Source organism: Halorubrum sp. C191, assembly GCF_002727095.1.
Classification (GTDB): Archaea; Halobacteriota; Halobacteria; order Halobacteriales; family Haloferacaceae; genus Halorubrum; species Halorubrum ezzemoulense.
This window is the reverse complement of record NZ_NHNZ01000230.1, coordinates 26,637-50,238: the sequence shown is the minus strand read 5'-3', so window position 1 is coordinate 50,238 and position 23,602 is coordinate 26,637. Positions and strand designations below refer to the sequence as shown.

Below are 23,602 nucleotides of genomic sequence, written 5' to 3'. Positions count from 1 at the left end.
CACGGGGCGTCAGCGGTCGAGGACGTGGTGGGTCACGGCGTCGACGCCGGAGGCCGCCGTGTCGAGCGTCGCCACGCGGAACGCGTCGTCCGCGCCGTCGACCGGGATCGGGAGCCCGCCGGGGTTCACCCGGACGGTCCCGCCGCGCGCCTCGGCGCCGTGCGCGTGGGTGTGCCCGTGGAGCACGTAGTCGTAGTCGCCGCAGTCGACGAGCGCGTCGACGACGAGGTCGCTCGTGCCGTGGGTGACCGCGACGTCGACGGCGTCACCCGCTCCGTCTCCGTCGCCGAACGAGAGCGCGGCAGCCTCGCCGTGGTAGGTGCCGAACTCCTCGACGGTTGACTCGACCGCCCACTCGCCGTCGTTGTTCCCGCGGACCGCGTGGAACGCGAAGTCGGCGTTGAACGGGGTCACTGAGAAGGGCGCGACGAAGTCGCCGCAGTGGACGACCGCGTCGACCCCCTCGCGCTCGAACAGCGAGACGGCCGCCTCGACCGCGGCCGAGTCGTCGTGCGTGTCTGAGACGATGCCGATCAGCATACCGGCCGGTCGGCGGCGCGCCACTTCAACCCCCGCCTACTCGCCAGTCAGCGCCTCGCTCGCGGGCGCGAAGTCGATGGTCTGCCCCCGACCCTTCTCGCTCGCGCGCTCGTACAGCATGTGCGCGGCCGCGACCGTCTCGACGCCGGTGCCGCCGGAGTCGAAGACTGTCACCGCGTCGTCGCTCGCCCGGCCGGGGTGGTCGCCCGCGACGACCGCGCCGAGGTCGGCGGCGATCCCCTCGCCCGCCTCGATCAGGCCGGCCTCGACCGCGGCGAGGTACGAGCCGGCGTCCTGCGTCGCGCGCGCCCTCAGGTCGGGGACGTACGTCGCCCGAGCGACGAGCTCGGGCGGGAGCTCGTTCTTCTCCGGGTGGTACTGGCCCATCGCCGTGACGTGAGTCCCCGGCTCCACGTCGGCGTCGGCGATCACGGGGTCGCTGGCGGTCGTCGCGGTGATGACCACGTCGGCCCCCGCCAGCGCGGCGCTCGCGCTCTCGACCGCGGTCACGTCGGCGGCGAGCCGGTCGCCGAAGTCGGCGGCGAACGCCTGGCGGTTCTCGCGGGTCGGCGAGAAGACGCGGACCGCCTCGAACTCGCGGACCGTGGCGGTCGTCGCGACCTGTCCGCGCGCCTGCGCGCCGCTGCCGATCACGGCGAGCTCGGTCGCGTCGTCGCGGGCGAGCGCGTCGACCGCGACCGCGCCCGCGGCGCCGGTCTTGAACGGGTTCATCGACGCGCCGTCGAGCAGCGCGAGCGGTTCGCCCGACTCGGCGTCGAACAGCGGCGTCATGAACCACGCGTCGCCCGCGCCGAACCCCGCCGAGTAGGTGTACCCGCCCATCGCGCCCGTCTCCGGGAGGAGGGCGGCGTAGGTGGTGAGCATGCCCGGCGGCTCGCGGTTGAGGAGCTTCGTCCGCGGCTCGGCGGGCGCTCCCTCGCCCACCTGTCGGTACGCGTCGCGCACGGCGGCGACGTAGTCGGCTGGGTCCGCGAGGTCGTCGACCTCGGAGCTAGTGAGGAACAGGGTCTCCGTCATAGTCGGCCACTCGTGGCGCGGGGACTAAACGGTACAGGACGCGGCGGCCGGAAACGCGACGCCGCGGCGACCGGGAATCACTCCGCGCCTCAGTCGGCGGTGCCCGCCGAGGAACCGCCGCCCGCGGAGCGCTCGCCGGCGTCGCCGTCGAACGGCCGCCGTTCGGGGGCGCCGTCCGCGACTGGATTTCGGACGAACATCGCGTGAGCCATCACCGTGGCCGCGGCGACGGCACCGACCGGGAGCGCCGACGTCAACGACAGTCCGACCAGCGTGAGCGAGGCGGTCACACCGATCAACGCCACCGGGATGAGCCCAAGCACGTAGTCGTAGTATCCAGTCATGCTTCCATTAGATAGTAGTCGAAAGTCCACATTAAATTTTTCCCGCGGTTCGGAAGCAGTTCGTTCGTGAACACGCGGATGTTACTCGTAACTTATGGCTTGGCCCGAGGCTCCGTCGACTCGGGATGGGTAGTCGGCGAGAGGAGGGACCAGTGGGAAGAGAGGTCGGGGAGGAGAACGGCCAGCAAGGAGAGCAACACCACAGTCGGCCGGTCGACCGCGTCAGCGAGAAGCGAGGCACCGCGGTCGGGCGCTCGGCGCGCAGAGAGCGCGGGTGACTATCGGAACCGGAAGTAGAGGGCCCGCCAGCCGCCGAGGGCGACGGATCCCAACACGAGCATGACGGCGGCGAACGTGACTTCTGCCCCGCCGCGGAAGACGAACGCGCGCAGCGCGAGTCCGACGACCGCGGCCGGGATCCACGACCGGATCACGAGCGGGACCGAGGACTTCGCGGTCTCGACCGCGCCGGCGGAGTAGGCGCCCACGAGCGGCGCGACAACGACCCAGCCGATCAGGAAGGGAGCGAACACGCCCGCTAAGTACAGCGGGTTCGCGGTGAGGAACTCGACGGTCTGGTGGTTGAGCGTCCCGACGGTCAGTAACAGGATCAACGCGATCACGTCCCCGACGGCGAACGGTGCGGCGCCGCGGTCGAGGCGGGCGGCGAGAAACGGCGGAGCGTCCATACCGACCCCTGCGAGCCGGCCCCACTTTTACGCACGGATTCGTCCGCGCCGGTGCGGTCTCGCGACAGGGCGATCCCGCATCGGAGCGGTCGGTTACTCGTACAGCGGGTGCGCCTCGCAGAGCTCGACGACGCGCTCGCCGACCTCGTAGATGACGTCGTCGCTGTCGACGTCGTCGACGACGCGGTAGATCAGGTCGCCGACCTCCTCGATCGCGTCGGCGTCGAAGCCGCGGGTGGTGAGCCCGGCGGTGCCCGCGCGGATCCCCGAGGGGTCGAACGCCGACCGCGTCTCGCCGGGGACCGTGTTCCCGTTGAGGACGATGTTCGCGGCCGCGAGCGCGTCCTCCGCGTCCCCGCCGGAGAGGTCGGGGTGGGAGTCGCGCAGGTCGGCCAACACGAGGTGGTTGTCGGTCCCGCCGGAGACTAAAGAGAGCCCGTGCTCCTGAAGCGTCTCGGCGAGCACCTCCGCGTTGTCGACGACCTGCTGGGCGTACTTCTCGAACTCGGGCTCTAAGGCCTCCTTGAACCCGACCGCCTTGCCGGCGACGTTGTGCATCAGCGGGCCGCCCTGCCCGCCGGGGAAGACGGCCGAGTCGATGTCGTCCGCGAACTCCGCGTCGCACATCACGATCCCGCCGCGGCCGGCGCGGATCGTCTTGTGGGTCGAGCCCGTGACGAAGTCGGCGACGCCGACCGGCGAGGGGTGGACGCCCGCCGCGACGAGCCCGGTGATGTGGGCGATGTCCGCGAGGTGGTAGGCGTCGACCGCGTCGGCCGCCGCCTGGATTTTCTCCCACTCGACGGCGCGCGGGTACGCGGAGTAGCCCGAGACGACGATGTCGGGGTCGAACTCCTCGGCGACCTCCCGGAGCCCCTCGTAGTCGATGTACCCCGTCTCGGGGTCGACCTCGTACTGCTCGACCTCGTACAGCTGCCCCGTGAAGTTCGCGGGGTGGCCGTGCGAGAGGTGGCCGCCGTCGTTGAGCTTCAGCGACAGGATCTTGTCCCCCGGTTCGAGGACGGAGTAGTACACCGCCTGGTTCGCCTGCGTGCCGGAGTGCGGCTGGACGTTGACGTGGTCGGCGCCCCAAAGCTCCTTCGCGCGCTCGATGGCCAGCTCCTCGACCTCGTCGGCGTACTCGCAGCCGGCGTAGTAGCGCGACCCGGGGTAGCCCTCGGCGTACTTGTTGGTGAGGACACTCCCCTGCGCCTCCAGCACCGCCTCGCTCACGTGGTTCTCGCTCGCGATCATCGCGAGCGTCTGCTCCTGTCTGTCGCGCTCGCCCGCCAGCGCGTCGGCGACCGCCGGATCGACCTCCCGGACGTGCTCGTGGTCCATGTGCGAACCCGGGCGCGACCGCGCATTAATCCTTCCGTCGCCGGCGCGCGTGCGACCCGCGGCGACCGGACGCGAGGCCGCCTCGCGTCGACTGCGCTTGGGTAACCCCGATCTGCCGAATTTACCCGCCTCAAGCACGCTTATCGGGTTATTCGTTCCATGAACCCCGTTAATATTAAATACGCAACCGGCTTTCATACCGAGAGACAAATGGTATCGAATTTACTGGCGGCCGACGTCGAGGTCGCGCTCGAAGCGGCCTTCGACGGGGACGACGACGAGCTGCTCGTCGTGGACCCCGCCGCAGAGACGATCGTATCGCTGGTCGAGACGGCCGTCGGGTGGGACGACCTCCCGAAGCTGTCGATGCTCGCCGACGAACGCACCCTGAAGGACGTGCTCGACGACTTCGTCGTCGCGTCCCGGGCCGCGGACCTCGTCGCCGACGGCGACCTGGACATCCGAGTGCTGGACGGGGAGGTCGACAACGCCCTGTTCGTCTCGCCCTCTCGGGTCGTCGCCCTGGTCACCGCGGGGGAGGGCGTCGCCGCGCTCTCGACCGACGACGCGGAGTTCGTCGAGGAGGTGTACGAGACCCAGCGCGCCGCCTTCGACGACGCAGAGGCGTACGCGCTCCGCACGCCGGCGATCGCCCGGGTCCGCGAGACGCTGGAGTCCGAGATCGGTGAGGAGGCCCGGTCGGACTTCGACGCCGTCCTCGACGCGACCGAGCGCGACGACGGGGTGGACCTCGACGAGGTGACCGTCTCGCTGCTCGTCGCGGCGAAGAACGACGTGCTCCTCTACGACATCTCGAAGTGGGGCGAGGACGTCGGTATCGCCTCGAAGGCGACGTTCTCCCGGACGAAGACGCGCCTCGAAGATCAGGGGATCATCGACACGGAGAAGGTCCCGATCGACGTCGGCCGACCGCGGCTCCGCCTGAAGCTCGGCGACGACCGGCTCCGGGACATCGACGCCGCAGAGCTGGCCGCCGAGGCCGCCGAGATGCTGGCGGCGACGCCCGCCTGAGCGCGCCCGCGAGCGCTCTCGGACTCCCTCCGCGGACGCGCCGAACGAGCCGCCGCGCGCCGCGGACCCGCGGCTTTTTTTCGCCGCCTCGCGTCGACCGGGTATGGACATCGGACTTGTCGGCGACGGCCCCGCGGTCGAGGCCGCCGAGGCCGCGCTCGGCGACGTCGACGTGAACGCGATGCCGGTCGAGGCCGACCTCCTCGACGGATTCGACGCCGCGGTCGTCGTCGACACCGCCGGGTCGGCGACGTTCGGGGCCGCGGACGACATGCTCGATCGGTGGGTCGCGGTCGAGGTGGGTGGGCTCGGCGGCGTTCCCCTCGCCGACCTCGACGCCGCCGTGACCGTCTTCGACGACGCCTGCTACGACTGCCTGCGCGCCCGGGTCGAGAGCGGCGGGGCGGAGCCCGCCGACGCGCCGACCGGCCGCCGGTCCGCGGTGCGCTACGCCGGCTCGGTGGCCGGACGCCGGACGATCCGGCTCCTGGCGGGCGACCCGGTGGCGGACACCGTCGTCGAGGTGCCGGGCGGCGAGCGGACCCTCCTCCCGGTACCGGGGTGCGGCTGCGGCGACGGCCCCGGGGACGCGCTCCCGCGCGACCACGCCGACCGCGGCCTCGACGAGGCGATCGACCGGGCGGAGCGCGCCGTCGACCGCCGGATCGGCGCGCTGGCGGAGGTCGGCGAGCAAGAGTCGTTCCCCGTGCCGTACTACGTCGCGCGGGTCGCGGACACCACCCCGTTCTCCGACGCCGACGCGGCGGACTTCGGTGGTGGCGCGGCCGCCGACTGGGACGCCGCGTTCATGAAGGCGCTCGGCGAGGGGCTAGAGCGGTACGCGGCGGGCGTCTACCGCGAGGCGTCGTTCACGCGCGCGCCGGCCGCGAACGTTCCGAACCCGGTCACCCCGGACGCGTTCGTCCGCCCCGACGGCGCCGAGGCGTACGACCGCGACGACCGGCTCCCGTGGGTCCGCGGCGAACGACTCGGGACGGGCGAACCGGCGAGCCTCCCGGCGGAGTTCGTTCACTTCCCGCCGCCGGAGCGGCGGTACCGGCCGCCGATCACGACCGGGCTCGGCCTCGGTAGCTCGGGTCCGGACGCCGCGCTCTCCGGGCTGTACGAGGCGATCGAGCGCGACGCGACGATGACGAGCTGGTACTCCACGACGGAGCCGCTCGGGCTCGACGTCGACGACCCGGGCTTCGCCGAACTGGAGAAGCGAGCGCGGGCGGAGTCGCTGTCGGTGACGCCGCTGCTCGCCACGACCGACGTGGACGTGCCCGTCGTCGCGGTCGGGGTCAGCCGCGAGGGCGACTGGCCGCGGTTCGCCGCGGGGTCGGGCGCCGACCTCGACCCGGCCGCGGCGGCGCGGAGCGCGCTCGCCGAGGCGCTCCAGAACTGGACCGAGCTCCGCTCGATGGGACGGGAGGCGGCCGACGAGCAGGGGGCGGCGATCGGCCACCACGCCGACCTGCCCGGGGAGACGGCCGCGTTCTTCGACCCGGACGCGTCCGTCTCGGCCGAGGGGCTCGGGGAGCCGGAGCTGACGGGCGAGGCCGAGCTGTCGGCCGTCGTCGACCGCGTCGAGGCCGTCGGGCTCGACCCGTACGTCGCCCGGGTGACGACCCGCGACCTCGCTGCGGTGGGCTTCGAGGCCGCGCGGGTGCTCGTGCCGGGCGCACAGCCGCTGTTCACCGGCGACCCGTTCTTCGGCGACCGCGCCCGCGAGGTGCCGCGGTCGATGGGGTTCGAGCCCGCGCTCGACCGGCCGTACCACCCGTTCCCGTGACTGCGGCTGGGTCGGAGACGCCGACGGTGCGGTCCGACCCTCCCGGCGCCGACTGCCCGTGCCCGCGGATTTAGGTGGCTCGGGGTCGCGGGGGACCGTATGGACGTCGCACCCGACGCGGACGCGGAGGCGGTCGAGGCGGTCGACGGCGTGTTCCTCACGCAGGGGGCCGTCGGCGACGACGTGAGCATCCAGCGGTTCGAGATCGAACCGGGCGAGACGGTGCCCGAACACGACCACCCGCACGAGCAGGTCGGCGTGATCACGGCCGGGCGGCTGACGTTCGTCGCGGACGGCGAGGAGCGCGTCGTCGGCCCCGACGACACCTACGTGATCCCCGGCGGCGAGCCGCACGCGGCCGAGAACCGGACGGACGAGCCGGTCGTCGGCTTCGACATCTTCTCGCCGCCGCGGGCGGATCCGGACTGGGGGGAGTAGGCGGCCGCGGGAGTCGTCGGAGCGGGGGCGGATCCGAGGAGGTGCCGGGCGGTCCGAGGCGCAGGTCGCCGCGGGGCGGATCCGGGGGGTACCCCGCCGCGGACCGGCCGATATCGCGCGTCTGCGATACCCGCAAGACGTACCGGACCGAAGGTGTGTTAATGCTCGGGGCCTGATAACAGGTAATGGGAGTCCACGAACAGTACCCGTTCGATGTGGAGGCGCTCCGCGCCGATTTCCCGATCCTCGATCGGCAGGTCGGCGGCGACCCGGAGACGGCCGGCGAGGGCGCGGGCGACGACACCCCGCTGGTCTACCTCGACAACGCAGCGACCTCGCACACGCCCGACCCGGTCGTCGACGCCATCTCCGACTACTACCGGAGCTACAACGCGAACGTCCACCGGGGGATCCACCAGCTGAGCCAGGAGGCCTCCGTCGCGTACGAGGAGGCCCACGACGCGGTCGCCGACTTCATCGGCGCGGCGGGCCGCGAGGAGATCGTCTTCACCAAGAACACGACCGAGGCGATGAACCTCGTCGCGTACGCCTGGGGGTTGGAGGAGCTCGGCCCCGGCGACAACGTCGTCCTCTCCGAGATGGAACACCACGCCTCGCTCGTCACCTGGCAGCAGATCGGCAAGCGGACGGGCGCCGACGTGCGCTTCATCGACGTCACCGACGAGGGGCGGCTCGACATGGACCACGCGGCGGAGCTCGTCGACGACGACACCGAGATGGTGTCGGTCGTCCACGTCTCGAACACGCTCGGCACCGTGAACCCGATCGGGGAGCTGGCCGACCTGGCCCACGATCACGGCGCGTACGTCTTCGCCGACGCCGCGCAGTCGGTGCCGACGCGCCCGGTCGACGTCGACGAGCTCGACGTCGACTTCCTCGCCTTCTCCGGCCACAAGATGTGCGGCCCGACCGGGATCGGCGTCCTCTACGGTCGCGAGGAGATCCTCGACGAGATGAGCCCGTACCTCTACGGCGGGGACATGATCCGGCGCGTCTCCTTCGAGGACTCCACGTGGGAGGACCTGCCGTGGAAGTTCGAGGCCGGAACCCCATCCATCGCTCAGGGGATCGGCCTCGCGGCCGCGATCGAGTACGTCGAAGCGATCGGTATGGACCGGATCGAGGCCCACGAGGACCTGCTGGCCGAGTACGCGTACGACGAACTCGACGAACTCGGCGGCGTCGAGATATACGGCCCGCCCGGGGACGACCGCGGCGGCCTCGTCGCGTTCAACGTCGACGGCGTCCACGCCCACGACCTCTCCAGCATCCTCAACGACTACGGCGTCGCGATCCGAGCCGGGGACCACTGTACGCAGCCGCTCCACGACGAGATGGGCGTCGCCGCCTCCGCGCGCGCCTCCTTCTACTTCTACAACACCGTCGAGGAGGTCGACGCCCTGGTCGACGCGGTCCGGGAGGCGCGCGACCTGTTCGCCTGAGGCCTCTCGGCCGGCGGCGTTCGACGCCGTAACGGGTCCTTCGGCGACGCTCGATCCCGTCAGCGGGTACTCCGGTGTGAGCCGCGCGCCCACGGCGTCGCGCCGCGTGCGGCCCAGAGAGAGAAATCCTCCGTACGTCCGGGAATTTTCACCTAATACTACCGGATAATCGCGTTTGAGGGGCGTGACAACGGTGATCGCGGAATTATTATACCGTTCCCGCGGCTACTGTTGGTAGAAGGATTACAACTGTCGTAGTAAGTTATTCTTCGACGAGTCGTCGCCAGCGCCACAACCCATGACCGACCAGACACCGCCGTCCGAAACACACGCGGACACGACCGCAGCCACCGACCGAGTCGAAACGACCGTCAGCGAGGAGAACCGCGAAGCGCCGATCGCCGTCCTCCAGATCGAGCCCGACGCCCGCTCCGCGGAGCTCTTCGAGACGTTCGCCGAGCGGATCACGGACCGCGTCCACGTCCGGTCCGTGAAGCGCCTCGCCGACGGGGTCGACGCCGTCGAGACCGGCATCGAGGTCGGCGGCGAGCGGGTCGCGGTCGACTGCGTCGTGACCGAACAGCGGCTCCCGGACGGGCACGGCGTCGACCTCACCGAACGGTTGCGCGAGGTCGACCCGGCGCTCCCGGTCGTGTTCCACAGCACGTGTCCGAGCGAGGAGTGCGAGGCGGCGGCGTTCGGCGCCGGCGCGGACGCCTACTTCGAGAAGGGATCCGACCGCGGGCGATACGACGCGATCCTCGACCGGATCCGCGCGCTCGCCGACGCGCAGCGCAGGGAAGAAGGGGGCACGGGAACGGCTGCGACGCCGCGGACCGCCGGTTCGACCGGAGAGACGCTCCGCTCGGAAGAGTGAACACGACGGGCTGGGCGGGAGGAGACGCCGCGCCGGTCGAGCGCCGTTGAGGACGCGTTACCGTTCGAGATCGACGGTGAGGTCGGTCGCGATCCACGCGTCGGTGTTGCCCTGTTCGGCGAAGACGGTCCGCTCCTCCGAGCAGCGGGTCGCGGCGACCGTCGGTCGCTCCTCGGTCGCCGGCTCGGCGTCCGGCTCGATCCGGTCTCCCGTTGTCATTACACCCCGCTCAGGGAGCGGCGGGCATATATATTTCGGTCGGCCTAAACCAGCGGCGGCGATCCGGGCGGGGGATCGGAGGGCCTTACGTCGCGGCGGTCGTGCGCCGATCCGTGACCGACACGCTGTTCACGCCGCTTTCGCTTCGCGACACCGAGTTCCGGAACCGCATCATGCTGTCGCCGATGTGTCAGTACTCCGCCGACGACGGCCTGGCCACCGACTGGCACCGGGTCCACCTCGGCGCCCGCGCCGCCGGGGGCGCCGGGGTCGTGATGACGGAGGCGACCGCGGTCGAGGCCCGCGGACGGATCACGCCGGACTGCCTCGGGATCTGGTCCGACGAGCACGCCGAGGCGATCGAACCGATCGTCGAGTTCGTCCGGTCGCAGGGTGCGGCGCCGGGGATCCAACTGGCACACGCCGGTCGGAAGGCCTCACACCGGCCGCCGGCCGAGGGGGGCGACCCTATTCCGGGGGACGAGGCGGACGGGTGGGAGACCGTCTCCGCGACCGGCGAGCCCTACCCCCACGCGGAGGTCGGCGAGGACGGACTCGCCGACACCCGCCGGCTGGACGAGGCGGGGATCGACGAGGTGATCGACGCGTTCGCGGCCGCCGCGGAACGCTCGCGCGACGCCGGGTTCGAGGTCGCGGAGGTCCACGCGGCCCACGGCTACCTCCTCCACCAGTTCCTCTCGCCCGTCACCAACGACCGCGACGACGAGTACGGTGGAAGCTTCGAGGACCGCACGCGACTCCTGCGCGAGGTCGTCGCGGCCGTCCGCGACGTCTGGCCGGACGGGAAACCGTCTTCGTCCGCATCTCCGCGACCGACTGGCTCCCCGACCGCGAGTCGTGGGACGTGGACGACTCGGTGCGGCTGGCCCCCCTCCTCGCCGACGCCGGCGCCGACCTGATAGACGTCTCCGGCGGCGGCATCCACCCGGACCAGGAGCTCCCGAGCGCGGGGCCGGGATACCAGGTGCCGTACGCCGAGGCGATCCGCGAGGGGACCGACGTGCCCGTCGCCGCGGTCGGCGGGATCACGGAGCCGACCCACGCCGACGCCCTCGTGCGGAACGAGCGGGCCGACCTCGTGGCGTTGGGCCGCGAGCTGCTCCGCCATCCGCACTGGCCGCTAGAGGCCGCCCACGAACTCGGCGCGGACGTCGAGTGGCCGGTCCAGTACCGCCGCGGCCGGTTCGACTAAGCCGGCCGCGCGACCGGCCGCGGGCGGCGGTGGCGTGAGAACCACACGCAGGCGCCGGGAACACTTATCAGGCTCCCGGGTGCCGACGGCGTATGGGCGACCTCGACTACCGGCCCTTCCCGGAGAAGCGCGACGACGAGTTCAGCGCGTTCATGCGGTACGCCTTCTCTCCCGAGCAGGGGCCGTACGACCCCGAGGCCGACGACGACGACCGCGAGCACCTCGCCGAGTACCGGGGGCTGTTCGACGGCGAGGAGGCGGTCGCGGTGTGCGGCCACCACGACTTCACGCTCCGGATCCGCGGGCGCGACCGCGACGCCGCCGGCCTCTCCGCGGTCGCCTCCCCGCCGGAACACCGGCGCCAGGGCCACATCGAGCGGCTCCTCCGCGAGTCGCTGACGGAGTACCGGGAAGACGAGATTCGGTACTCCGTGCTGTGGCCGTTCGAACACCCCTTCTACCGCCGGTACGGGTGGGGGACGGTGAGTCGATATCGGTGGGTGAAGACGCCGCCGGAACAGTTGGCGTTCGCGGCCGACGCGACTGACAGAGGTGACGAAACGGGGAAATTCCGGCGGCTCGACGAGGGCGACTACGAGGCGGCGGCAGACCTCCTCGCCGCGACCGCGGACCGGTACGACTTCACGATGGCGCGGACGGCGGCGTGGTGGCGCGAGAACACCCTCCGCGGGTGGCAGACCGATCCCTTCGTCTACGGCCTCGGACGGGACGACGACCTCCGCGCGCTGCTGTCGTACACGTTCACCGAGCGCGACGACGGCGACGGGAAGGCGATGGTCGTCTCCGACGCCGCCGTCGCCGACCCGTTCGCGTGGGACGAGGTGTTCCGCTTCTGTCGGGACCACGACTCGCAGGTCGAGCGCGTCCGGCTCCGCCTCCCCGCGGACGTGAGCCTCCTCGACCGCGTCGACGACCCGCGGGCGGTGACCGAGGAGGTTCGCGCCGGACCGATGTTCCGGCTCGTCGATGTCCCTGCGGCGCTGCGAGAGCTGGCCCCCGACCCGGATCTCGACGCCGAGTTCACGCTCGCGGTCGACGACCCGCTCGTCGGCTGGCACGACCGACCGATCCGGGTGACAGTCGCCGGCGGCGAGGTCGACGCCGAGCGGGTCGACGCCGGCGGAGACCCCGGAAGCCCGGACGACGCCGACGTAGCGGCGGGAATCGGCCCGCTCTCGCAGCTGTACGCCGGGTACCGCGGCGTCGACGACCTCCGGGCGCACGGCGCGCTGGACGTCGGCGACGGCGCTTTCGGCGAGGGGCTCGCCGCCGACCTCGGCGCACTCTTCCCGCCGCGGCCGACGTTCCTGCGCGAGGCCTTCTGACCGGCGGCGGTGCGGCCGGTCTGGGCCGGGCGCGACCGCTGCCGGGCTTTTTATCCGCGCGCGCCGTAGCAGGTGGCATGAGTTCCCGCGACCGACGCGACGACGACCTCGAGGAGCGGCTCGACGAGCTCGAGGACGTGCTGGGCGAGCTCCGGGCCGACCTCCGGGAGAGCGAGCGCGACCGCCGGGGTCCCCCGCGGCCGCCGCGGCTCTCGGAGCTAGTGCGGTTCACCGAGCAGTACACCATCCCGACGGTCATCGCGCTGCTGGAGACGACGATCAAGTCGCTCGAACTGCTCCGGGGGACGCTCCGGCTCGCGGACCCGGGGCGGAGCGTCGCCGAGGGCGCAGAGGGGGCGGGCGACCGCCTCGCGGACGTGCGCGACGGCGCGACTGCCGGGCTCTCGCGCTCCCTCTCGGAGCTCCGGACCGCGCTCTCGGAGGCCGACCTCCCCGAGGACGCCGCCTCGCGCTCGATCATCGCCGACGCGCGCGACCTCACCGCGGAGATCGAGTCCCGCATCGACGAGGGGCGCCGCGAGGCGGACGCGGCGCGCGACCGGCGGCTGGGCGGCGACCCCGACGGCGACCGCAACGCGCGGAGCCGAGGGGACGCCGAGGAGCGGTCCGACCGAGGCGACGGCGCGAACCCCGTCCGGATCGACGTGACCGAACCCGGCGAGAGCGACGACGCGGGCGACGAGGCGCCCGGTGAGGGCGATGCGAGCGGTGACGCCGCCGACGAGCCGCCGGAGGTCGACGTGGAGTCCGAGCTGGAGTCGATCAAACAGCAGGTCGACGGCGACGCGGCCGAGACGAGCGGCGATGCGGCCGACGCGAGCGACGACGCGCCCGGAGCGGACGACGAGGACGCGGCCGGCGGAGCGAACTGAGCCGCGGAGTCAAAAGGACGCGCCGAGGCGGTCGGCGACGCGCTCGGCCGAGTCGAGGAGCAGCGCCGCATCGTCGGTGAACACCTCCAGCGCGACCGTCCCGCCGAAGTCGTCGAGCTCGGACGCGACGAGGTCGTAGTCGACCTCGCCGGCCCCGACCGGGAGGTGGGTGTCGCCGCGGCGGCGCACGTCGTGACAGTGGAGGTGCGAGATCCGGTCGCCGTGGCTGCGGAGGAACCGCCTGATCGCCTTGTTGCCGCCCTCCATGTACGCGTGGCCCACGTCGAAGCAGATCGGCGTGTCGGTCTCGCGGGCGAGGTCGCCGAGGACCGAGAGCTGGAGCCCCGCGTGCTGGTGGCCGACGTTCTCGACGACGACCTCGACGCCCGCCTCGCGGCCGACGTCGGCGACGCGCCGGAGCTGGTCGGCCGCGGTCTCGCGGAACGCCACGTCGTCGCGGTCGGCGGAGGTGGCGTGGAGGACCGCCTTCTCCGCGCCGAGGTCGCCGGCCGCGGTCAGGAGCCGGCGCTGGTAGTCGACGATGGCGTCGTTCACCTCGGGGACGTAGCTGGCCAGTCGCTGGCTGTACGGCAGGTGGACGAGCAGGTCGCGGCCGCCGAGCGCGTCCGTCAGGCGGCCGGGGTCGACCTCGTCCGGCACGAGCGTCGGCTCGCCGACGCCGAGTTCGCAGAAGTCGAACCGCGCCGGCGACGCCGCGAGGCGGTCGAGGTCGTCGCCGACCGTCACCCCGATGTCCATGCCGGACGGTGGGTGCGGCGACTTCTTATAAATAGCGTCGGCGGATCAGTCGTCCGCGAGCGGGTTGTCGAGGTCGATGTCGCCGGCGTCGATCTCCGCTTCGACCTCGCGGACCGCGGTCACCATGTTCTCCGTCTTGCCGTACGCGATGTCGCGCGGGAGGAGCTTCAGCCCGCAGTCGGGCGAGATCGTGAGCTTCTCCGGCGGGACGACGCGGAGGCCCTGCCGGATGTTCGCTTTGATCTCCTCGACCGGCTCGACCTCGGCGGTGTGGGCGTCGACGACGCCGAGCGCGAGGTCGGGCTCGAACTCGGGGTCGGTGAACGTCGGGATCTGCTCGAAGTCGCCGTTACACAGCTCCACGTCGAACTCGTCGATCGGGTAGTCGTTGATCTCGGGGTAGATCCGCGAGTAGTCGCCGTAGCAGACGTGGAGGCCGATCCGGACGTCCTCGTCGATGCCCGAGACGATGCGTTCGAGCGCCTCGCCGACGATGGCGTGGTCCTCCGGCGTCGTCGCCAGCGCGGGCTCGTCGATCTGGATGTAGCGCGCGCCCGCCTCGACCAGCTTCTCGACCTCCTCGTTGACGAGGTCCGCGAGGTCGTACACGAGTTCCTCGGTGGAGGGGTACGCCTCGTTGAACGCCCAGAAGCCGAGCGTGTACGGCCCCGTGATCGGGACCTTCACCGGGCGCTCTGCGACGTTCGAGGTGAACTCGAACTCGTCGACGAGCCACGGCTCGTCGTACGCGACCTCCTCGACCACGCTCGGCTTGTCGAAGTAGTTGTGGCCCCACACCTTCACCGGCCCGTTGAACTCGTAGCCGTCGATGCGGTCGGCGAAGAACTCCACCATCTCGTTGCGGCGCATCTCGCCGTCGACGACCGTGTCGAGCCCGGCGCGCTCGTGTTCGTGCGTGATGAGCCGACAGGCGTCGTCGTGCGCCTCCTCGAGGTCGGACTCGTCGAACTTCGAGTCGGGGTCGTCGACGAGCTCGTCGGCGCGGTTGAGCCACTTCGGCTTCGGGTACGAGCCGACGACGGTCGTGAGCAGGAACGCGTCGTTCGGGTGGTCGTCCGGACGGAACTGGTCGCGGTTGGCGGACGGGTTTCGGACCATTAATCGAGCACCTCCGCGGCGTCGGCGAGGGCGTTCAGCTTCGCGCGGTACTTGTTCGTCGGCAGGTAGAACAGCTCGGTGTTCGGCGTGAGGTACGTCCGGTCGAACCCCTCCAGCGGGATCTGCGACTCGAACCACTCGACGCGCTCCGCGATCGTCTCCGGCTCCTCGACCAGCGTGTTCTGCCCGTCGACGAGCCCGAGCGACAGCGAGTCGGTCGAGCCGAACTCCTGGACGTTGTAGACGGTGTCGTCCCGGTCGCCGGCGACGAGGTCAAGCCCGAGCGCGTCCGCGCCCGCCTCGTCGACGAGGTGCGCGTACAGCTTCTCGCCGAGCGCGCCGTAGAACGTCTGGACGACCACGTCGGCGTCGGTCGCGTCGGCGACCGTCGAGATGGCGTCCGTCGCGCCCGCCTCCTCGCCCTCGGCGGGCGGGTTCGTGACGAGCGACGGTTCGAGGAGGAACAGCGTCTCGTGGTCGGGGAACGCCTCGACCTCGCCCGCGAGGAACTCGGCGATGGCGGCCTGGAAATCGGCCTCGTCGCCGCGGTGTTCGTCGGTCGCGAGGTCGGCGAGCGAGTACGGCCCGGGAAGCGTCGCCGCGAGCGACGCGTCGTCGACCCCGTCGGCGTCGGCGAGCAGGTCGGTCGCCTTCTCCAGTTCGCCCGCCACGTCGCCCGAGAAGTCGAGGTCGTCGACGACCCGCGGGTCCCGGTAGAAGTTGTTGTTGTCGTAGTACCGGACGATGCCGCCGGTCTCGACGGCGTCGCTGACGGTCAGCGGGTGCGCGATCATGTCGTCCCAGCGGCCCTGCCCCTCGGAGATCAGGTCGAGGCCGGCGTCCAGCTGGTCGTCGACGTACTCGGCGCGCACCTCGTCGTACGCCGCCACGATCGCCTCGCTCTCGTCGCCGCTCAGGAGGTCCCCCTTCTGGTGGCCCTTCAGGTCCGAGAGCGTCTCTTTCGCCCGGTCCGGGAGCGGATACAGCCCCGGCGTCGCCGCGACACGTTCGGTCATCACCGATCGTTGGATATACCGTCGTATAATATTTGCTAATGCGCGTTATGTTTTGTAGTAATCAGTTGCCGAGCGACCCCGCTACGCCCGACGCAACGCCAGTACCGTGAGCGTCTCGAAGGGGAACGACTCCTCGACGACGACCTCGTGGTCGAACCCGGCCTCCTCGATGAGTGCGAGCACCTCCTCGTACCCGGTGAGCGAGGAGACGAGCAGGAGGACGACCCCGCCCGGCGCGAGGACGCGCCCCACGTCGGCGAGGAACGGTTCGATGAGTTCCCGGCCGGACTCGCCACCCGAGAGCGCGTGTTCCATCCAGTCGCTCCACTCGTTTTCGGGGTCGGTCGGGAGGTACGGCGGGTTGAAACACACCGTGTCGAACGCGTCCGCGCGGAACGGCGAGAGCAGGTCGGCGACGACGGCCCCGACGCCGCGGTCGCGCGCCTGTCGCGCGGCGTGCGGATTGAGGTCGCTGCCGACCACGTCGAGGTCGCGCTCGCTCGCCACCCGCGCGGCGACCCAGCCCGACCCCGTTCCGACCTCCAGCACGCGGCCGCGCGCCTCCGCGACCGCCGCCTCCGCGAGCAGGCCGGAGTCCTCGGCCGGCTGGTAGACGACGGCGTCGTCGAGACCCCGGCGCGCCGCGAGGTCGCCCTCGCTCGCGTCGTCGGTCATCGGTCGGCCTCCCCGGCGTCGCCGTCGGTCGCTTCGCCGGCGTCGTCGGCGTCGACATCGGCGCCGTTCGGGTCGGCGGAGCCGGGCCGCGTCGCCGCCCGGCCCTCGACCGCCGCGTCCAACTGCGGCCCGGAGGCGCCCTCGGCGCGAGCGGAGAGCGTCTGCTGCGGGAACGGGATGACGATCCCCTCGTCCTCGAGCGCGCCCTTCATCGCGTTCATCGCGGCGGTCCGGGTCCGCCAGCGCTTCCGCATGCTCGGGTTGCGGATCCAGTAGCGCAGGCCGAGGACGACCGCGGAGTCGTCGAAGCGCTTCGTCACGGCGTTCGGCTCGGGCATCTCGGCGACGTCCTCGACGCCCGCGACCGCCTCCTCGACGACCGCGACCGCGCGCTCGACGTCGGTGTCGTAGTCGACGCCGACCTCGACCTCCACCCGGAGCCGGTTCCGCCGCGATCGGTCGACGATCGACCCCGACCGGACCTCGTCGTTCGGCATCGTGATCACCTCGCCGTCGAACGACCGGAGCCGTGTGCTCATGATCGATATCTCGGTGACGGTCCCCTCGTGGTCGCCGATCTCGACCCAGTCGCCGACCTCGAACGGCCGGGAGAACATCAGCACGAACCCGGCCAGTATCGCCCCGAGCGTCTGGCGGGCCGCCATGCCGACCACGATGCCGAGGAACCCCGCGCCGACGAGGAGGCTGCCGACGTTGTCGGTGAACAGCCCCACCACCGCGAGGACCGCCGACGTGTAGACGGTCAGCTGCGTGATTCGCAGGATCACCTCCTGCTGGTGTTGCGAGATCGACGCGCTCTCCGCACCGATCTCGCGGATGACGCCCCCGAGGAAGTCGGTGAGCGCGTACGCGATAGCCAAGAGGATCACGCTGAGGACGACGTTCGACACCTGATCGGCGCTGAGCGCCGACTGCGCCGTCTCGAAGAGCGCGCCGCTCCGGTCCCACACCGCGATCAGCGTGATCGCCCCCGCGGCGGTGGCGACGCCGACCCCCGCCGACAGCAGGAGCCGCTGGGTGGAGGAGAGGTCTCGGTCGCCGTGGCGCAGCCGTCGCGTGAGGTACCGGACGATCAGCACGGCGGCGACGATACCCGCGGAGGCGGCGAACCGCTCCGCGTTGCCCGTGAGCGCGCGCTGAACCGCCGCCACGAGGCCGATCCACCCGGTCATGTCACGCCCCCGTGGGCGAGCCGCGCTCGCGGGCCAGCTCCGCCAGCGCGGCGAACGCCGCCGGGTCCAGCTTCCCCGGGCGACTGCGCAACAGCTCCTCGTCGGCCGCGTCGACGACGGCCTCCGGCTCGTCGAGCCCGGAGATGTGCGCCGTGTTCCGCACCGCGTTCCGCACCGTCTTGCGCCGCTGGGTGAACAGCGCCTTCACGAACCGGAGGAAGAACGCCTCGTCGCCGACGACGTAGTCGGGGTCCCGCGGCGCACAGCGCACGACGGCGCTCTCGACGGCCGGCTGCGGGTCGAACGCCTCCTTCGGGACGCGCTCGACGATCTCTACGTCGGCGTAGTGCTGCGCCGACACCGAGAGGCGGCCGTACTCGGACTCGCCCGCCGACGCCACCATCCGGTCGGCGAACTCCGCCTGGAACATCAACACGAGCGGCTTCTTCTCGGGGAGCAGGCGGAAGGCGATCTCCGAGGAGACGCCGTACGGGAGGTTGGCGACGCAGGCCGAGAACGGCGGGAGGTCGACGTCGAGCGCGTCGCCCTCGACCACGTCGAGGAGGCCGTCGGCGACGGCGGCGGCGAACTCCTCGCGGAGGAAGTCGGCGAACGCCCCGTCGCGCTCGATCACGGTGACGCGGCCGGAGTCCGCGGTCCCGTCGGCCGTCGCCGCCGCCAGCAGGCGGTCCGTGAGCGCGCCCGCGCCGCCGCCGATCTCGAGGAGGTGACTCCCGTCGGCGTCGGCCGGGAGGTAGCCGGGGATCCGGTCGAGGACCCGGTCGTCGACGAGGAAGTGCTGGTCGCGGTCGGGGTCCGCCCGCGCGCCGGCCCGCCGCGCGAGCGCGTCGGGATCGCGGCTCCCGTAGCCGGCGGCTTCACCCGTCGGTGAGTCGGTCATGGCCGGGATACACGCGGTGTTCGGGTAAAAGTCTCGTTCCGGGGGCGTCGCGGCGGCGGATCGCGGCGACTCCCGGTCGTGCCCACGGTCGCGGGGGGCACGGGCCGCCCGTCGCTCACTCCTCGCGGCCGACGAACGTCCGGTACTTCAGGTCGTCCTCGCGGATCTCCTCGACGATCCGTTCGAGGATCACCTCTCGGGGACGGTGGAGCCCGGAGATGCGCTCCTCGACGTCGGCGAAGCTCTCGAACGGCCCGCGCTTCCGCTCGTCGAGCAGGTCGTTCCGCAGCTTCTTGCCGATCCCCGGCAGCAGATTCAGCTGGTGGAGCCGGAGGGTGATCGGGCCCGCCTCGTTGTAGAAGTCGACGAACCGCTCCTCGTCGGCCTCGACGATCGCCTCGGCCGCGTACTCGATCTCCGCGGCCGCGTTCCGGGTGAGGCCGTCGAAGGAGACCTCTCGGTAGCGGCCGACGTTGGGCCCGTCCAGCCCGAGCCGGTCGCCGACGGAGACGTCCGCGTCGGCGGCGAGCATCAGCTCGTACAGCGCGAACGAGTCGTCGCCGAGCCCGTACGCCACCGGCGACTTGCGGGACTGCGGGCGGTCGTCGTCGGGACGCCCGTTCGGCAGCACGTCGAGGAGGACGGCGGTCGGTCCGTCCCCGCCGTCGCCGGCGGCGTCTTCGTCCGGCGTCTCCCCGGCGTCCGCGGCGGCGTCGCCGCCCGTTCGGTCGTCCTCCGGCGTCCCGTCGCCGTCGGCGTTGTCCATGTATCGTTTAACGCTCCGAGCGGTGAAAAAACCGCTGCCGGGGCCGCGGCGACGGCGGCCGCCGCCGGGCGGATTCAATAGCGTCGAGTGACACGTGATACCATGGCAGAACCGGAGCCGGCGGCGGTGATGCGACTCGTCGAGGCGTTCCCGGGGGCGACCGCCGGGGCGGGCGGAACGGATCGCGGCGGAGCGAGCGGAGCGGAGGACGCGGCACGGGTCGACGAGCTCCTCGACGGCGCGTACGGCGCGCTGACGCGGGACTGGTACCCCGAGCTCCGCCGCCGAGCCGCGGCGCACGCGGACGGCGACTGCCTCCGCGAGCGCGTGCTCGAACACGTCGAGGCGGTGCCGTCGTTCCGTCTCTCCGACGGGCCGACGCCCCTGACGGAGCGGCGAGAGGCGCTCGCGGAGGCGGCGGCGCTGCGCGACGAGGTCCGCGAGATAGCGGAGTGGTACGGCACGCTCCGGACGCGGCTGGAAGGGGACCGAGCGTCGCTGACGCGCGGCGAGCGGCTGCTCCACGACTTCGGATACGCGCTCGCGCACGTCCTGTTCCTCGGCGCGTCGTCGCCGAGCGCGGTCGTCCGGCGACTCCGGCTGGCGTACCGCTCCGTCGGCGTGCGGGTCGACGAGACCGCGTCCGAGGCGGGCATCGAGGAGACGACGTTCACCTGCCCGTACCGGAGCGTCGCCGCCGGGACGTGCGGCGACCGGTGGGTCTGTCACGAGAAGCTGGACCGCGTCGACGACGGGTACGTGTCGTACCTGGCCGAGCGGGGGATCGCCTACCAGCGGCCGCGGGGCTGTACGGACTCGGAGCGGTGTCGCTCGACGGTCGCGCGCGACGGGCCGGCGCGGTGGTGGCCGAAGACCCCGCCGGCGGCCGTCGGCGTCGACTCGTGACCCGGGACCGTGACGGCGACTCCGTGGTGGCCGGCGATCCGGAAACGGATCCGCGTCGACTGCGTCGGATCCGCCGCGGCTACGACGCGTGGGCGCGGGTCTACGACTGGTTCGCGCGAGCTACGGCGTCCGTCGGCGGCGTCCGGGCCGCCTGCGTCCGCGCGCTCGACCTCGCCCCCGGCGACACGGTCGTCGAGTTCGGCTGCGGGCCGGGAGTGAACCTCCCCGCGCTCCGCGACGCGGTGGGGCCGAGCGGGCGCGTCGTCGGCGTCGACGTCTCGCCGCGGATGCTCGACCGCGCGGCCGGGCTCGTCGAGCGGCACGACTGGGGGAACGTCTCGCTCGTCGAGGGCGACGCCGAGCGCCCGCCCGTCGCGGCCGCCGACGGCGTCCTCGCGACGTTCGTCACGTCGCTGTTCGCCGACCCGTACCGGGTCGTGAGCCGCTGGTGCGACCTCGCGGACGCCGTCGTCGTCGCGGCGTTTGTCCCGGAGGGGAACGGAGCGGCGAACGCCGCGCTCCGGGCGTTCGTGGCGGTGAACGGTCGCCTCTTCGACGCGCGGGGCGACGACCCGCTCGGCAGGCTCGCGGAGCGCACCGCCGCCGCGCGTCGCGCGCTCGACGACGGCGCCGCGGTCCGGGAGCGCGATCAGCGGCTCTTCGGGACGATCGCCGTTGAGACCGGCCGGAACCGGTGACGCACGGGGGCCGACGACGCGGGGCGGGGGCGGCCGCGCGTGCTCACTCGGAGACCGGGACGGAGACGACCGTCGCGTCGGCGTTCCGGATGACGCGCTCGGTCGTGCTCCCGAGCAGGTCGCCGGCCGCCGCGTCGAGGCCGCGTTTGCCCATCACGACGGCGTCCGCGTCGACGGCGTCGGCGTACGCCGCGATCTCGTGGGCCGGGACGCCGGACTCGACCGCGGTCTCGCTGTCGATGCCGGCGTCCGCGACGGCCGTCGCGACCCGGTCGACCGCCGCTTCCAGCTCGTCGCGGCGCTCGGGGTCGTCGTCGTCGAACTTCTCCGGCTTGCCGGACCGGTCGTACATCGGGATCTCCTCGACGACGCCGAGGACGTGTACCGTCCCGTCGGCCGCCGTGACGTCGATCGCGTCGTCGACCGCGTCGAGGGCGGCGACGCCCTCGCCGGTCGGAACGAGGGTGGTCTGGTACATGCGGCCCGACATACGGGCGGAAATCTGAAAAAACGTGGCGACGGACCCCCACCGGGCCGGAAGAATCTCGCGGTCAGGCGTACTTCGCGACGACGTCGAGGATCTCGTCGAGCTCCTCGCCGTCGAGCGAGTAGCGCTCTTGGGCGAACACCGAGCGGAGCTCCGTGCGGTCCTCCGGGAGTAGGTCGGTGATTTTCACGGCGGTCGGCACGTCGACCTGGTCGAGGTCGGTCAGCTCCTCGACGAGCTCGCGGGACTCGTCGGCGTCGAGGTCCGCGAAGCGGTTGACGTGTTCGATCGCGCGGGCAAGCTCGTAGCGGAGATCGCGGTCCTCGTCGGCCGCGCGCTCGTCTTCGATCTCCACGAGGATCTCCTTCGCCTCGGAGGTGGTGACGTACTCCTCGTCGAGCTTCTCTTTGAAGATCGTCATCTCAGTTCTGCTGCGCCCGCATGTGAGCGGCGGTGACGATGAGCGTCTTCGTCTTGCCGCCGTCCGGAATCTCGACTTTGAACGCCGACCCCTGCTTGCCGATGACGGTGCCCGTCCGGCCGTCGAAGCGCGGGTGGAAGCGCCCCTTGGGGACGCTCGGGTCGATCTTGAGGTGGACCTGCGACCCCTCCTCGAACTCCTGGATCGCTCGCTGCGGCGGGGAGGTGCCGCGGTTGCGGGGCTTGTTCGAGAGCTTGTCGCGAGTCGCCTTCTGCGGCCCATTGGAACTCGGCATGGTCTTGGAACACCTTCCGCTGCCGCCGTTATAAATCGTGCGTTACGGCCCGCGGGGCGTGGAGGTCTCACACGCGCGGATCGGCGGTGCCCCTCACGTTTCGCGTCGTGCGCGGCCGGGACGCACGCGCGCGACTACCCGACGTACCTCCCCCTTCCGAAAGGGCTAATCCCGAGAGTCACTATCATGTTCGTAATGAGTCATCAGCTGCCGGACGTACAGGCCTCGGCCCCCGACGTCACCGTCGGGCTGTCGCAGGTCGGGGTCACCGGCGTGGAGAAGCTCGTGAAGCTGGCGCGCGGCGACAAACGGCCCATCGTCCTCATGGCGGAGTTCGAGGTGTTCGTCGACCTCCCGAGCGGTCGCAAGGGGATCGACATGTCGCGGAACCTCGCGACGGTCGACGAGATCCTCGAAGACATCACCCGCGAGGAGGCGTACCGCGTCGAGGACGTCTGCGGCGACGCCGCCGAGCGACTCCTCGAGAAACACGACTACACCACCACCGCCGAGGTGTCGATGACGGCGGAGCTCGTCACCCGCGAGAACACGCCCGCCTCCGACATCGAGACGCAGAGTACGGCGACGATCGTCGCCAGCGCCGAGGCGACCGAGGACGGCACGCGCGAGGAGATCGGCGCCGAAGTGACGGGGATGACCGTCTGCCCCTGCTCGCAGGGGATGAGCGAGTCGCGGGCCCGCGACAAGCTCGCCGAACTCGGCATCGACGAGGAGACGACCGAGGAGTTCTTGGACGCCGTCCCGCAACCGGGCCACTCCCAGCGCGGCCACGCGACCCTGACGATCACGACCGACGGCCACCCCGACGTCGACCTCCGCGACGTGATCGACGTCGCCCGGGACTCGATGAGCGCGCGCATCTACAACATGGCGAAGCGGCCCGACGAGGACCACATGACCTACGAGGCCCACGCCGACGCGAAGTTCGTCGAGGACTGCGTCCGCGCGCTCGCCGAGGGCACCGTCGAGGAGTTCCCGCACCTCTCGGACGACGCCGTGATCCGCATGAAACAGTCGAACGACGAGTCGATCCACCAGCACAACGCCCACGCCGAACGCGAGGTCAGACTAGGCGACCTGCGCGGCGAACTCGGCCGGTAAGCGTCTCGCACCGCGC

26 protein-coding genes and 1 pseudogene are annotated in these 23,602 nt (G+C 71.7%); 11 read left to right on the top strand and 16 right to left on the bottom strand.

Annotated elements, in window-relative coordinates; translation table 11 throughout:
• Positions 1 to 9 precede the first annotated feature (9 nt).
• The 5 genes from Z052_RS19350 to glyA form a co-directional block, all read right to left on the bottom strand.
• Complete coding sequence (locus tag Z052_RS19350; protein ID WP_094521012.1) at positions 10 to 540, bottom strand: metallophosphoesterase; 531 nt, start codon at positions 538 to 540, stop codon at positions 10 to 12.
• Between the two features lie 36 nt (positions 541 to 576).
• A complete protein-coding gene (locus Z052_RS19345; RefSeq protein ID WP_049930452.1) occupies positions 577 to 1,578 on the bottom strand; it encodes an ornithine cyclodeaminase family protein in 1,002 nt (333 codons plus the stop codon).
• Between the two features lie 89 nt (positions 1,579 to 1,667).
• A complete protein-coding gene (locus Z052_RS19340) occupies positions 1,668 to 1,922 on the bottom strand; it encodes a hypothetical protein (protein WP_049930451.1) in 255 nt (84 codons plus the stop codon).
• Positions 1,923 to 2,200: 278 nt separating this feature from the next.
• Positions 2,201 to 2,611, bottom strand: coding sequence for a DUF3054 domain-containing protein (locus tag Z052_RS19335; protein ID WP_049930450.1), 411 nt, complete (start codon positions 2,609 to 2,611; stop codon positions 2,201 to 2,203).
• 93 nt (positions 2,612 to 2,704) lie between these two features.
• Positions 2,705 to 3,952: a serine hydroxymethyltransferase gene (glyA, locus tag Z052_RS19330; protein ID WP_094494516.1), complete on the bottom strand. Its 1,248-nt coding sequence runs from the start codon at positions 3,950 to 3,952 to the stop codon at positions 2,705 to 2,707.
• A 210-nt stretch (positions 3,953 to 4,162) separates the two neighbouring features.
• Here glyA and tbsP point away from each other — a divergent pair, with 210 nt between their 5' ends.
• The 5 genes from tbsP to Z052_RS19305 all read left to right on the top strand — a co-directional run bounded on the left by tbsP (position 4,163) and on the right by Z052_RS19305 (position 9,557).
• Positions 4,163 to 4,984 (top strand): transcriptional regulator TbsP, encoded by an 822-nt coding sequence (gene tbsP, locus Z052_RS19325; RefSeq protein WP_094521013.1) that lies wholly within the window; start codon positions 4,163 to 4,165, stop codon positions 4,982 to 4,984.
• Positions 4,985 to 5,087: 103 nt separating this feature from the next.
• Positions 5,088 to 6,779, top strand: a complete 1,692-nt coding sequence (locus Z052_RS19320) for a YcaO-like family protein (RefSeq protein WP_094521014.1) — start codon at positions 5,088 to 5,090, stop codon at positions 6,777 to 6,779.
• Between the two features lie 99 nt (positions 6,780 to 6,878).
• A complete protein-coding gene (locus tag Z052_RS19315) occupies positions 6,879 to 7,217 on the top strand; it encodes a cupin domain-containing protein (protein ID WP_049930444.1) in 339 nt (112 codons plus the stop codon).
• Positions 7,218 to 7,402: 185 nt separating this feature from the next.
• Positions 7,403 to 8,680 (top strand): aminotransferase class V-fold PLP-dependent enzyme, encoded by a 1,278-nt coding sequence (locus tag Z052_RS19310; RefSeq protein ID WP_049930443.1) that lies wholly within the window; start codon positions 7,403 to 7,405, stop codon positions 8,678 to 8,680.
• A gap of 298 nt (positions 8,681 to 8,978) precedes the next feature.
• A complete protein-coding gene (locus Z052_RS19305) occupies positions 8,979 to 9,557 on the top strand; it encodes a response regulator (RefSeq protein WP_094494517.1) in 579 nt (192 codons plus the stop codon).
• A 57-nt stretch (positions 9,558 to 9,614) separates the two neighbouring features.
• Here Z052_RS19305 and Z052_RS20680 read toward each other — a convergent pair whose 3' ends face one another.
• The gene (locus Z052_RS20680; protein WP_167373079.1) at positions 9,615 to 9,776 is read right to left on the bottom strand and encodes a hypothetical protein; all 162 of its coding nucleotides are present in this window, start codon (positions 9,774 to 9,776) and stop codon (positions 9,615 to 9,617) included.
• Between the two features lie 113 nt (positions 9,777 to 9,889).
• Between Z052_RS20680 and Z052_RS19300 the strand changes: the two are divergent.
• The 3 genes and pseudogenes from Z052_RS19300 to Z052_RS19290 all read left to right on the top strand — a co-directional run bounded on the left by Z052_RS19300 (position 9,890) and on the right by Z052_RS19290 (position 13,228).
• A pseudogene (locus Z052_RS19300) lies at positions 9,890 to 10,989 on the top strand (NADH:flavin oxidoreductase/NADH oxidase).
• 92 nt (positions 10,990 to 11,081) lie between these two features.
• Entirely contained in the window at positions 11,082 to 12,335 is a 1,254-nt protein-coding gene (gene eis / locus Z052_RS19295) for an enhanced intracellular survival protein Eis (protein ID WP_094521015.1), read from the top strand.
• Between the two features lie 77 nt (positions 12,336 to 12,412).
• Positions 12,413 to 13,228: a hypothetical protein gene (locus Z052_RS19290; RefSeq protein ID WP_089308299.1), complete on the top strand. Its 816-nt coding sequence runs from the start codon at positions 12,413 to 12,415 to the stop codon at positions 13,226 to 13,228.
• Between the two features lie 9 nt (positions 13,229 to 13,237).
• Here Z052_RS19290 and Z052_RS19285 read toward each other — a convergent pair whose 3' ends face one another.
• The 7 genes from Z052_RS19285 to Z052_RS19255 all read right to left on the bottom strand — a co-directional run bounded on the left by Z052_RS19285 (position 13,238) and on the right by Z052_RS19255 (position 19,657).
• On the bottom strand, positions 13,238 to 13,987 hold the full coding sequence (locus Z052_RS19285; RefSeq protein WP_089308300.1) for a sugar phosphate isomerase/epimerase: 750 nt from the start codon (positions 13,985 to 13,987) through the stop codon (positions 13,238 to 13,240).
• A gap of 45 nt (positions 13,988 to 14,032) precedes the next feature.
• A complete protein-coding gene (locus Z052_RS19280) occupies positions 14,033 to 15,106 on the bottom strand; it encodes a methionine synthase (protein ID WP_086215646.1) in 1,074 nt (357 codons plus the stop codon).
• Positions 15,106 to 16,122: a 5-methyltetrahydropteroyltriglutamate--homocysteine methyltransferase gene (locus Z052_RS19275; protein WP_089308301.1), complete on the bottom strand. Its 1,017-nt coding sequence runs from the start codon at positions 16,120 to 16,122 to the stop codon at positions 15,106 to 15,108. The genes Z052_RS19280 and Z052_RS19275 overlap by 1 nt, the downstream gene beginning before the upstream one ends.
• Positions 16,123 to 16,203: 81 nt before the next feature.
• A complete protein-coding gene (locus Z052_RS19270; RefSeq protein WP_049930429.1) occupies positions 16,204 to 16,797 on the bottom strand; it encodes a HemK2/MTQ2 family protein methyltransferase in 594 nt (197 codons plus the stop codon).
• Entirely contained in the window at positions 16,794 to 17,990 is a 1,197-nt protein-coding gene (locus tag Z052_RS19265) for a mechanosensitive ion channel family protein (protein WP_049930427.1), read from the bottom strand. Before Z052_RS19265 ends, Z052_RS19270 begins: the two co-directional genes overlap by 4 nt.
• 1 nt (position 17,991) lies before the next feature.
• Positions 17,992 to 18,891, bottom strand: a complete 900-nt coding sequence (locus Z052_RS19260; protein ID WP_086220330.1) for a 16S ribosomal RNA methyltransferase A — start codon at positions 18,889 to 18,891, stop codon at positions 17,992 to 17,994.
• Between the two features lie 115 nt (positions 18,892 to 19,006).
• Positions 19,007 to 19,657 carry a DUF655 domain-containing protein gene (locus Z052_RS19255; protein ID WP_086215641.1) on the bottom strand — a complete coding sequence of 217 codons (651 nt, stop codon included), beginning with the start codon at positions 19,655 to 19,657 and terminating at the stop codon, positions 19,007 to 19,009.
• 102 nt (positions 19,658 to 19,759) lie between these two features.
• Here Z052_RS19255 and Z052_RS19250 point away from each other — a divergent pair, with 102 nt between their 5' ends.
• Both Z052_RS19250 and Z052_RS19245 read left to right on the top strand, forming a co-directional pair.
• Positions 19,760 to 20,563, top strand: a complete 804-nt coding sequence (locus Z052_RS19250; RefSeq protein WP_094521016.1) for a hypothetical protein — start codon at positions 19,760 to 19,762, stop codon at positions 20,561 to 20,563.
• Positions 20,521 to 21,261, top strand: a complete 741-nt coding sequence (locus Z052_RS19245) for a class I SAM-dependent methyltransferase (RefSeq protein WP_049930684.1) — start codon at positions 20,521 to 20,523, stop codon at positions 21,259 to 21,261. The genes Z052_RS19250 and Z052_RS19245 overlap by 43 nt, the downstream gene beginning before the upstream one ends.
• A gap of 43 nt (positions 21,262 to 21,304) precedes the next feature.
• Here Z052_RS19245 and Z052_RS19240 read toward each other — a convergent pair whose 3' ends face one another.
• From Z052_RS19240 to Z052_RS19230, 3 genes are all read right to left on the bottom strand, one after another.
• Positions 21,305 to 21,739 (bottom strand): universal stress protein, encoded by a 435-nt coding sequence (locus Z052_RS19240; RefSeq protein ID WP_049930422.1) that lies wholly within the window; start codon positions 21,737 to 21,739, stop codon positions 21,305 to 21,307.
• A gap of 73 nt (positions 21,740 to 21,812) precedes the next feature.
• The gene (locus Z052_RS19235; RefSeq protein WP_049930421.1) at positions 21,813 to 22,169 is read right to left on the bottom strand and encodes an RNA polymerase Rpb4 family protein; all 357 of its coding nucleotides are present in this window, start codon (positions 22,167 to 22,169) and stop codon (positions 21,813 to 21,815) included.
• Between the two features lies 1 nt (position 22,170).
• Positions 22,171 to 22,464, bottom strand: coding sequence for a 50S ribosomal protein L21e (locus Z052_RS19230; protein ID WP_049930420.1), 294 nt, complete (start codon positions 22,462 to 22,464; stop codon positions 22,171 to 22,173).
• A gap of 195 nt (positions 22,465 to 22,659) precedes the next feature.
• Here Z052_RS19230 and mptA point away from each other — a divergent pair, with 195 nt between their 5' ends.
• Positions 22,660 to 23,586, top strand: a complete 927-nt coding sequence (mptA, locus tag Z052_RS19225) for a GTP cyclohydrolase MptA (protein ID WP_049930419.1) — start codon at positions 22,660 to 22,662, stop codon at positions 23,584 to 23,586.
• Positions 23,587 to 23,602: the final 16 nt, after the last annotated feature.

Coding starts and splice junctions, on each gene's coding strand:
- Z052_RS19320 (WP_094521014.1), top strand. CDS start 5,088: ATGGACATCGGACTTGTCGGCGACGGCCCCGCGGTCGAGGCCGCCGAG.
- Z052_RS19240 (WP_049930422.1), bottom strand. CDS start 21,739: ATGTACCAGACCACCCTCGTTCCGACCGGCGAGGGCGTCGCCGCCCTC.
- Z052_RS19315 (WP_049930444.1), top strand. CDS start 6,879: ATGGACGTCGCACCCGACGCGGACGCGGAGGCGGTCGAGGCGGTCGAC.
- Z052_RS19270 (WP_049930429.1), bottom strand. CDS start 16,797: ATGACCGACGACGCGAGCGAGGGCGACCTCGCGGCGCGCCGGGGTCTC.
- tbsP (WP_094521013.1), top strand. CDS start 4,163: ATGGTATCGAATTTACTGGCGGCCGACGTCGAGGTCGCGCTCGAAGCG.
- Z052_RS19310 (WP_049930443.1), top strand. CDS start 7,403: ATGGGAGTCCACGAACAGTACCCGTTCGATGTGGAGGCGCTCCGCGCC.
- Z052_RS19230 (WP_049930420.1), bottom strand. CDS start 22,464: ATGCCGAGTTCCAATGGGCCGCAGAAGGCGACTCGCGACAAGCTCTCG.
- eis (WP_094521015.1), top strand. CDS start 11,082: ATGGGCGACCTCGACTACCGGCCCTTCCCGGAGAAGCGCGACGACGAG.
- Z052_RS19335 (WP_049930450.1), bottom strand. CDS start 2,611: ATGGACGCTCCGCCGTTTCTCGCCGCCCGCCTCGACCGCGGCGCCGCA.
- Z052_RS19305 (WP_094494517.1), top strand. CDS start 8,979: ATGACCGACCAGACACCGCCGTCCGAAACACACGCGGACACGACCGCA.
- Z052_RS19250 (WP_094521016.1), top strand. CDS start 19,760: ATGGCAGAACCGGAGCCGGCGGCGGTGATGCGACTCGTCGAGGCGTTC.
- Z052_RS19260 (WP_086220330.1), bottom strand. CDS start 18,891: ATGACCGACTCACCGACGGGTGAAGCCGCCGGCTACGGGAGCCGCGAT.
- Z052_RS19275 (WP_089308301.1), bottom strand. CDS start 16,122: ATGACCGAACGTGTCGCGGCGACGCCGGGGCTGTATCCGCTCCCGGAC.
- Z052_RS20680 (WP_167373079.1), bottom strand. CDS start 9,776: ATGACAACGGGAGACCGGATCGAGCCGGACGCCGAGCCGGCGACCGAG.
- Z052_RS19285 (WP_089308300.1), bottom strand. CDS start 13,987: ATGGACATCGGGGTGACGGTCGGCGACGACCTCGACCGCCTCGCGGCG.
- Z052_RS19235 (WP_049930421.1), bottom strand. CDS start 22,169: ATGACGATCTTCAAAGAGAAGCTCGACGAGGAGTACGTCACCACCTCC.
- glyA (WP_094494516.1), bottom strand. CDS start 3,952: ATGGACCACGAGCACGTCCGGGAGGTCGATCCGGCGGTCGCCGACGCG.
- Z052_RS19290 (WP_089308299.1), top strand. CDS start 12,413: ATGAGTTCCCGCGACCGACGCGACGACGACCTCGAGGAGCGGCTCGAC.
- Z052_RS19350 (WP_094521012.1), bottom strand. CDS start 540: ATGCTGATCGGCATCGTCTCAGACACGCACGACGACTCGGCCGCGGTC.
- Z052_RS19345 (WP_049930452.1), bottom strand. CDS start 1,578: ATGACGGAGACCCTGTTCCTCACTAGCTCCGAGGTCGACGACCTCGCG.
- Z052_RS19340 (WP_049930451.1), bottom strand. CDS start 1,922: ATGACTGGATACTACGACTACGTGCTTGGGCTCATCCCGGTGGCGTTG.
- Z052_RS19265 (WP_049930427.1), bottom strand. CDS start 17,990: ATGACCGGGTGGATCGGCCTCGTGGCGGCGGTTCAGCGCGCGCTCACG.
- Z052_RS19280 (WP_086215646.1), bottom strand. CDS start 15,106: ATGGTCCGAAACCCGTCCGCCAACCGCGACCAGTTCCGTCCGGACGAC.
- mptA (WP_049930419.1), top strand. CDS start 22,660: ATGAGTCATCAGCTGCCGGACGTACAGGCCTCGGCCCCCGACGTCACC.
- Z052_RS19255 (WP_086215641.1), bottom strand. CDS start 19,657: ATGGACAACGCCGACGGCGACGGGACGCCGGAGGACGACCGAACGGGC.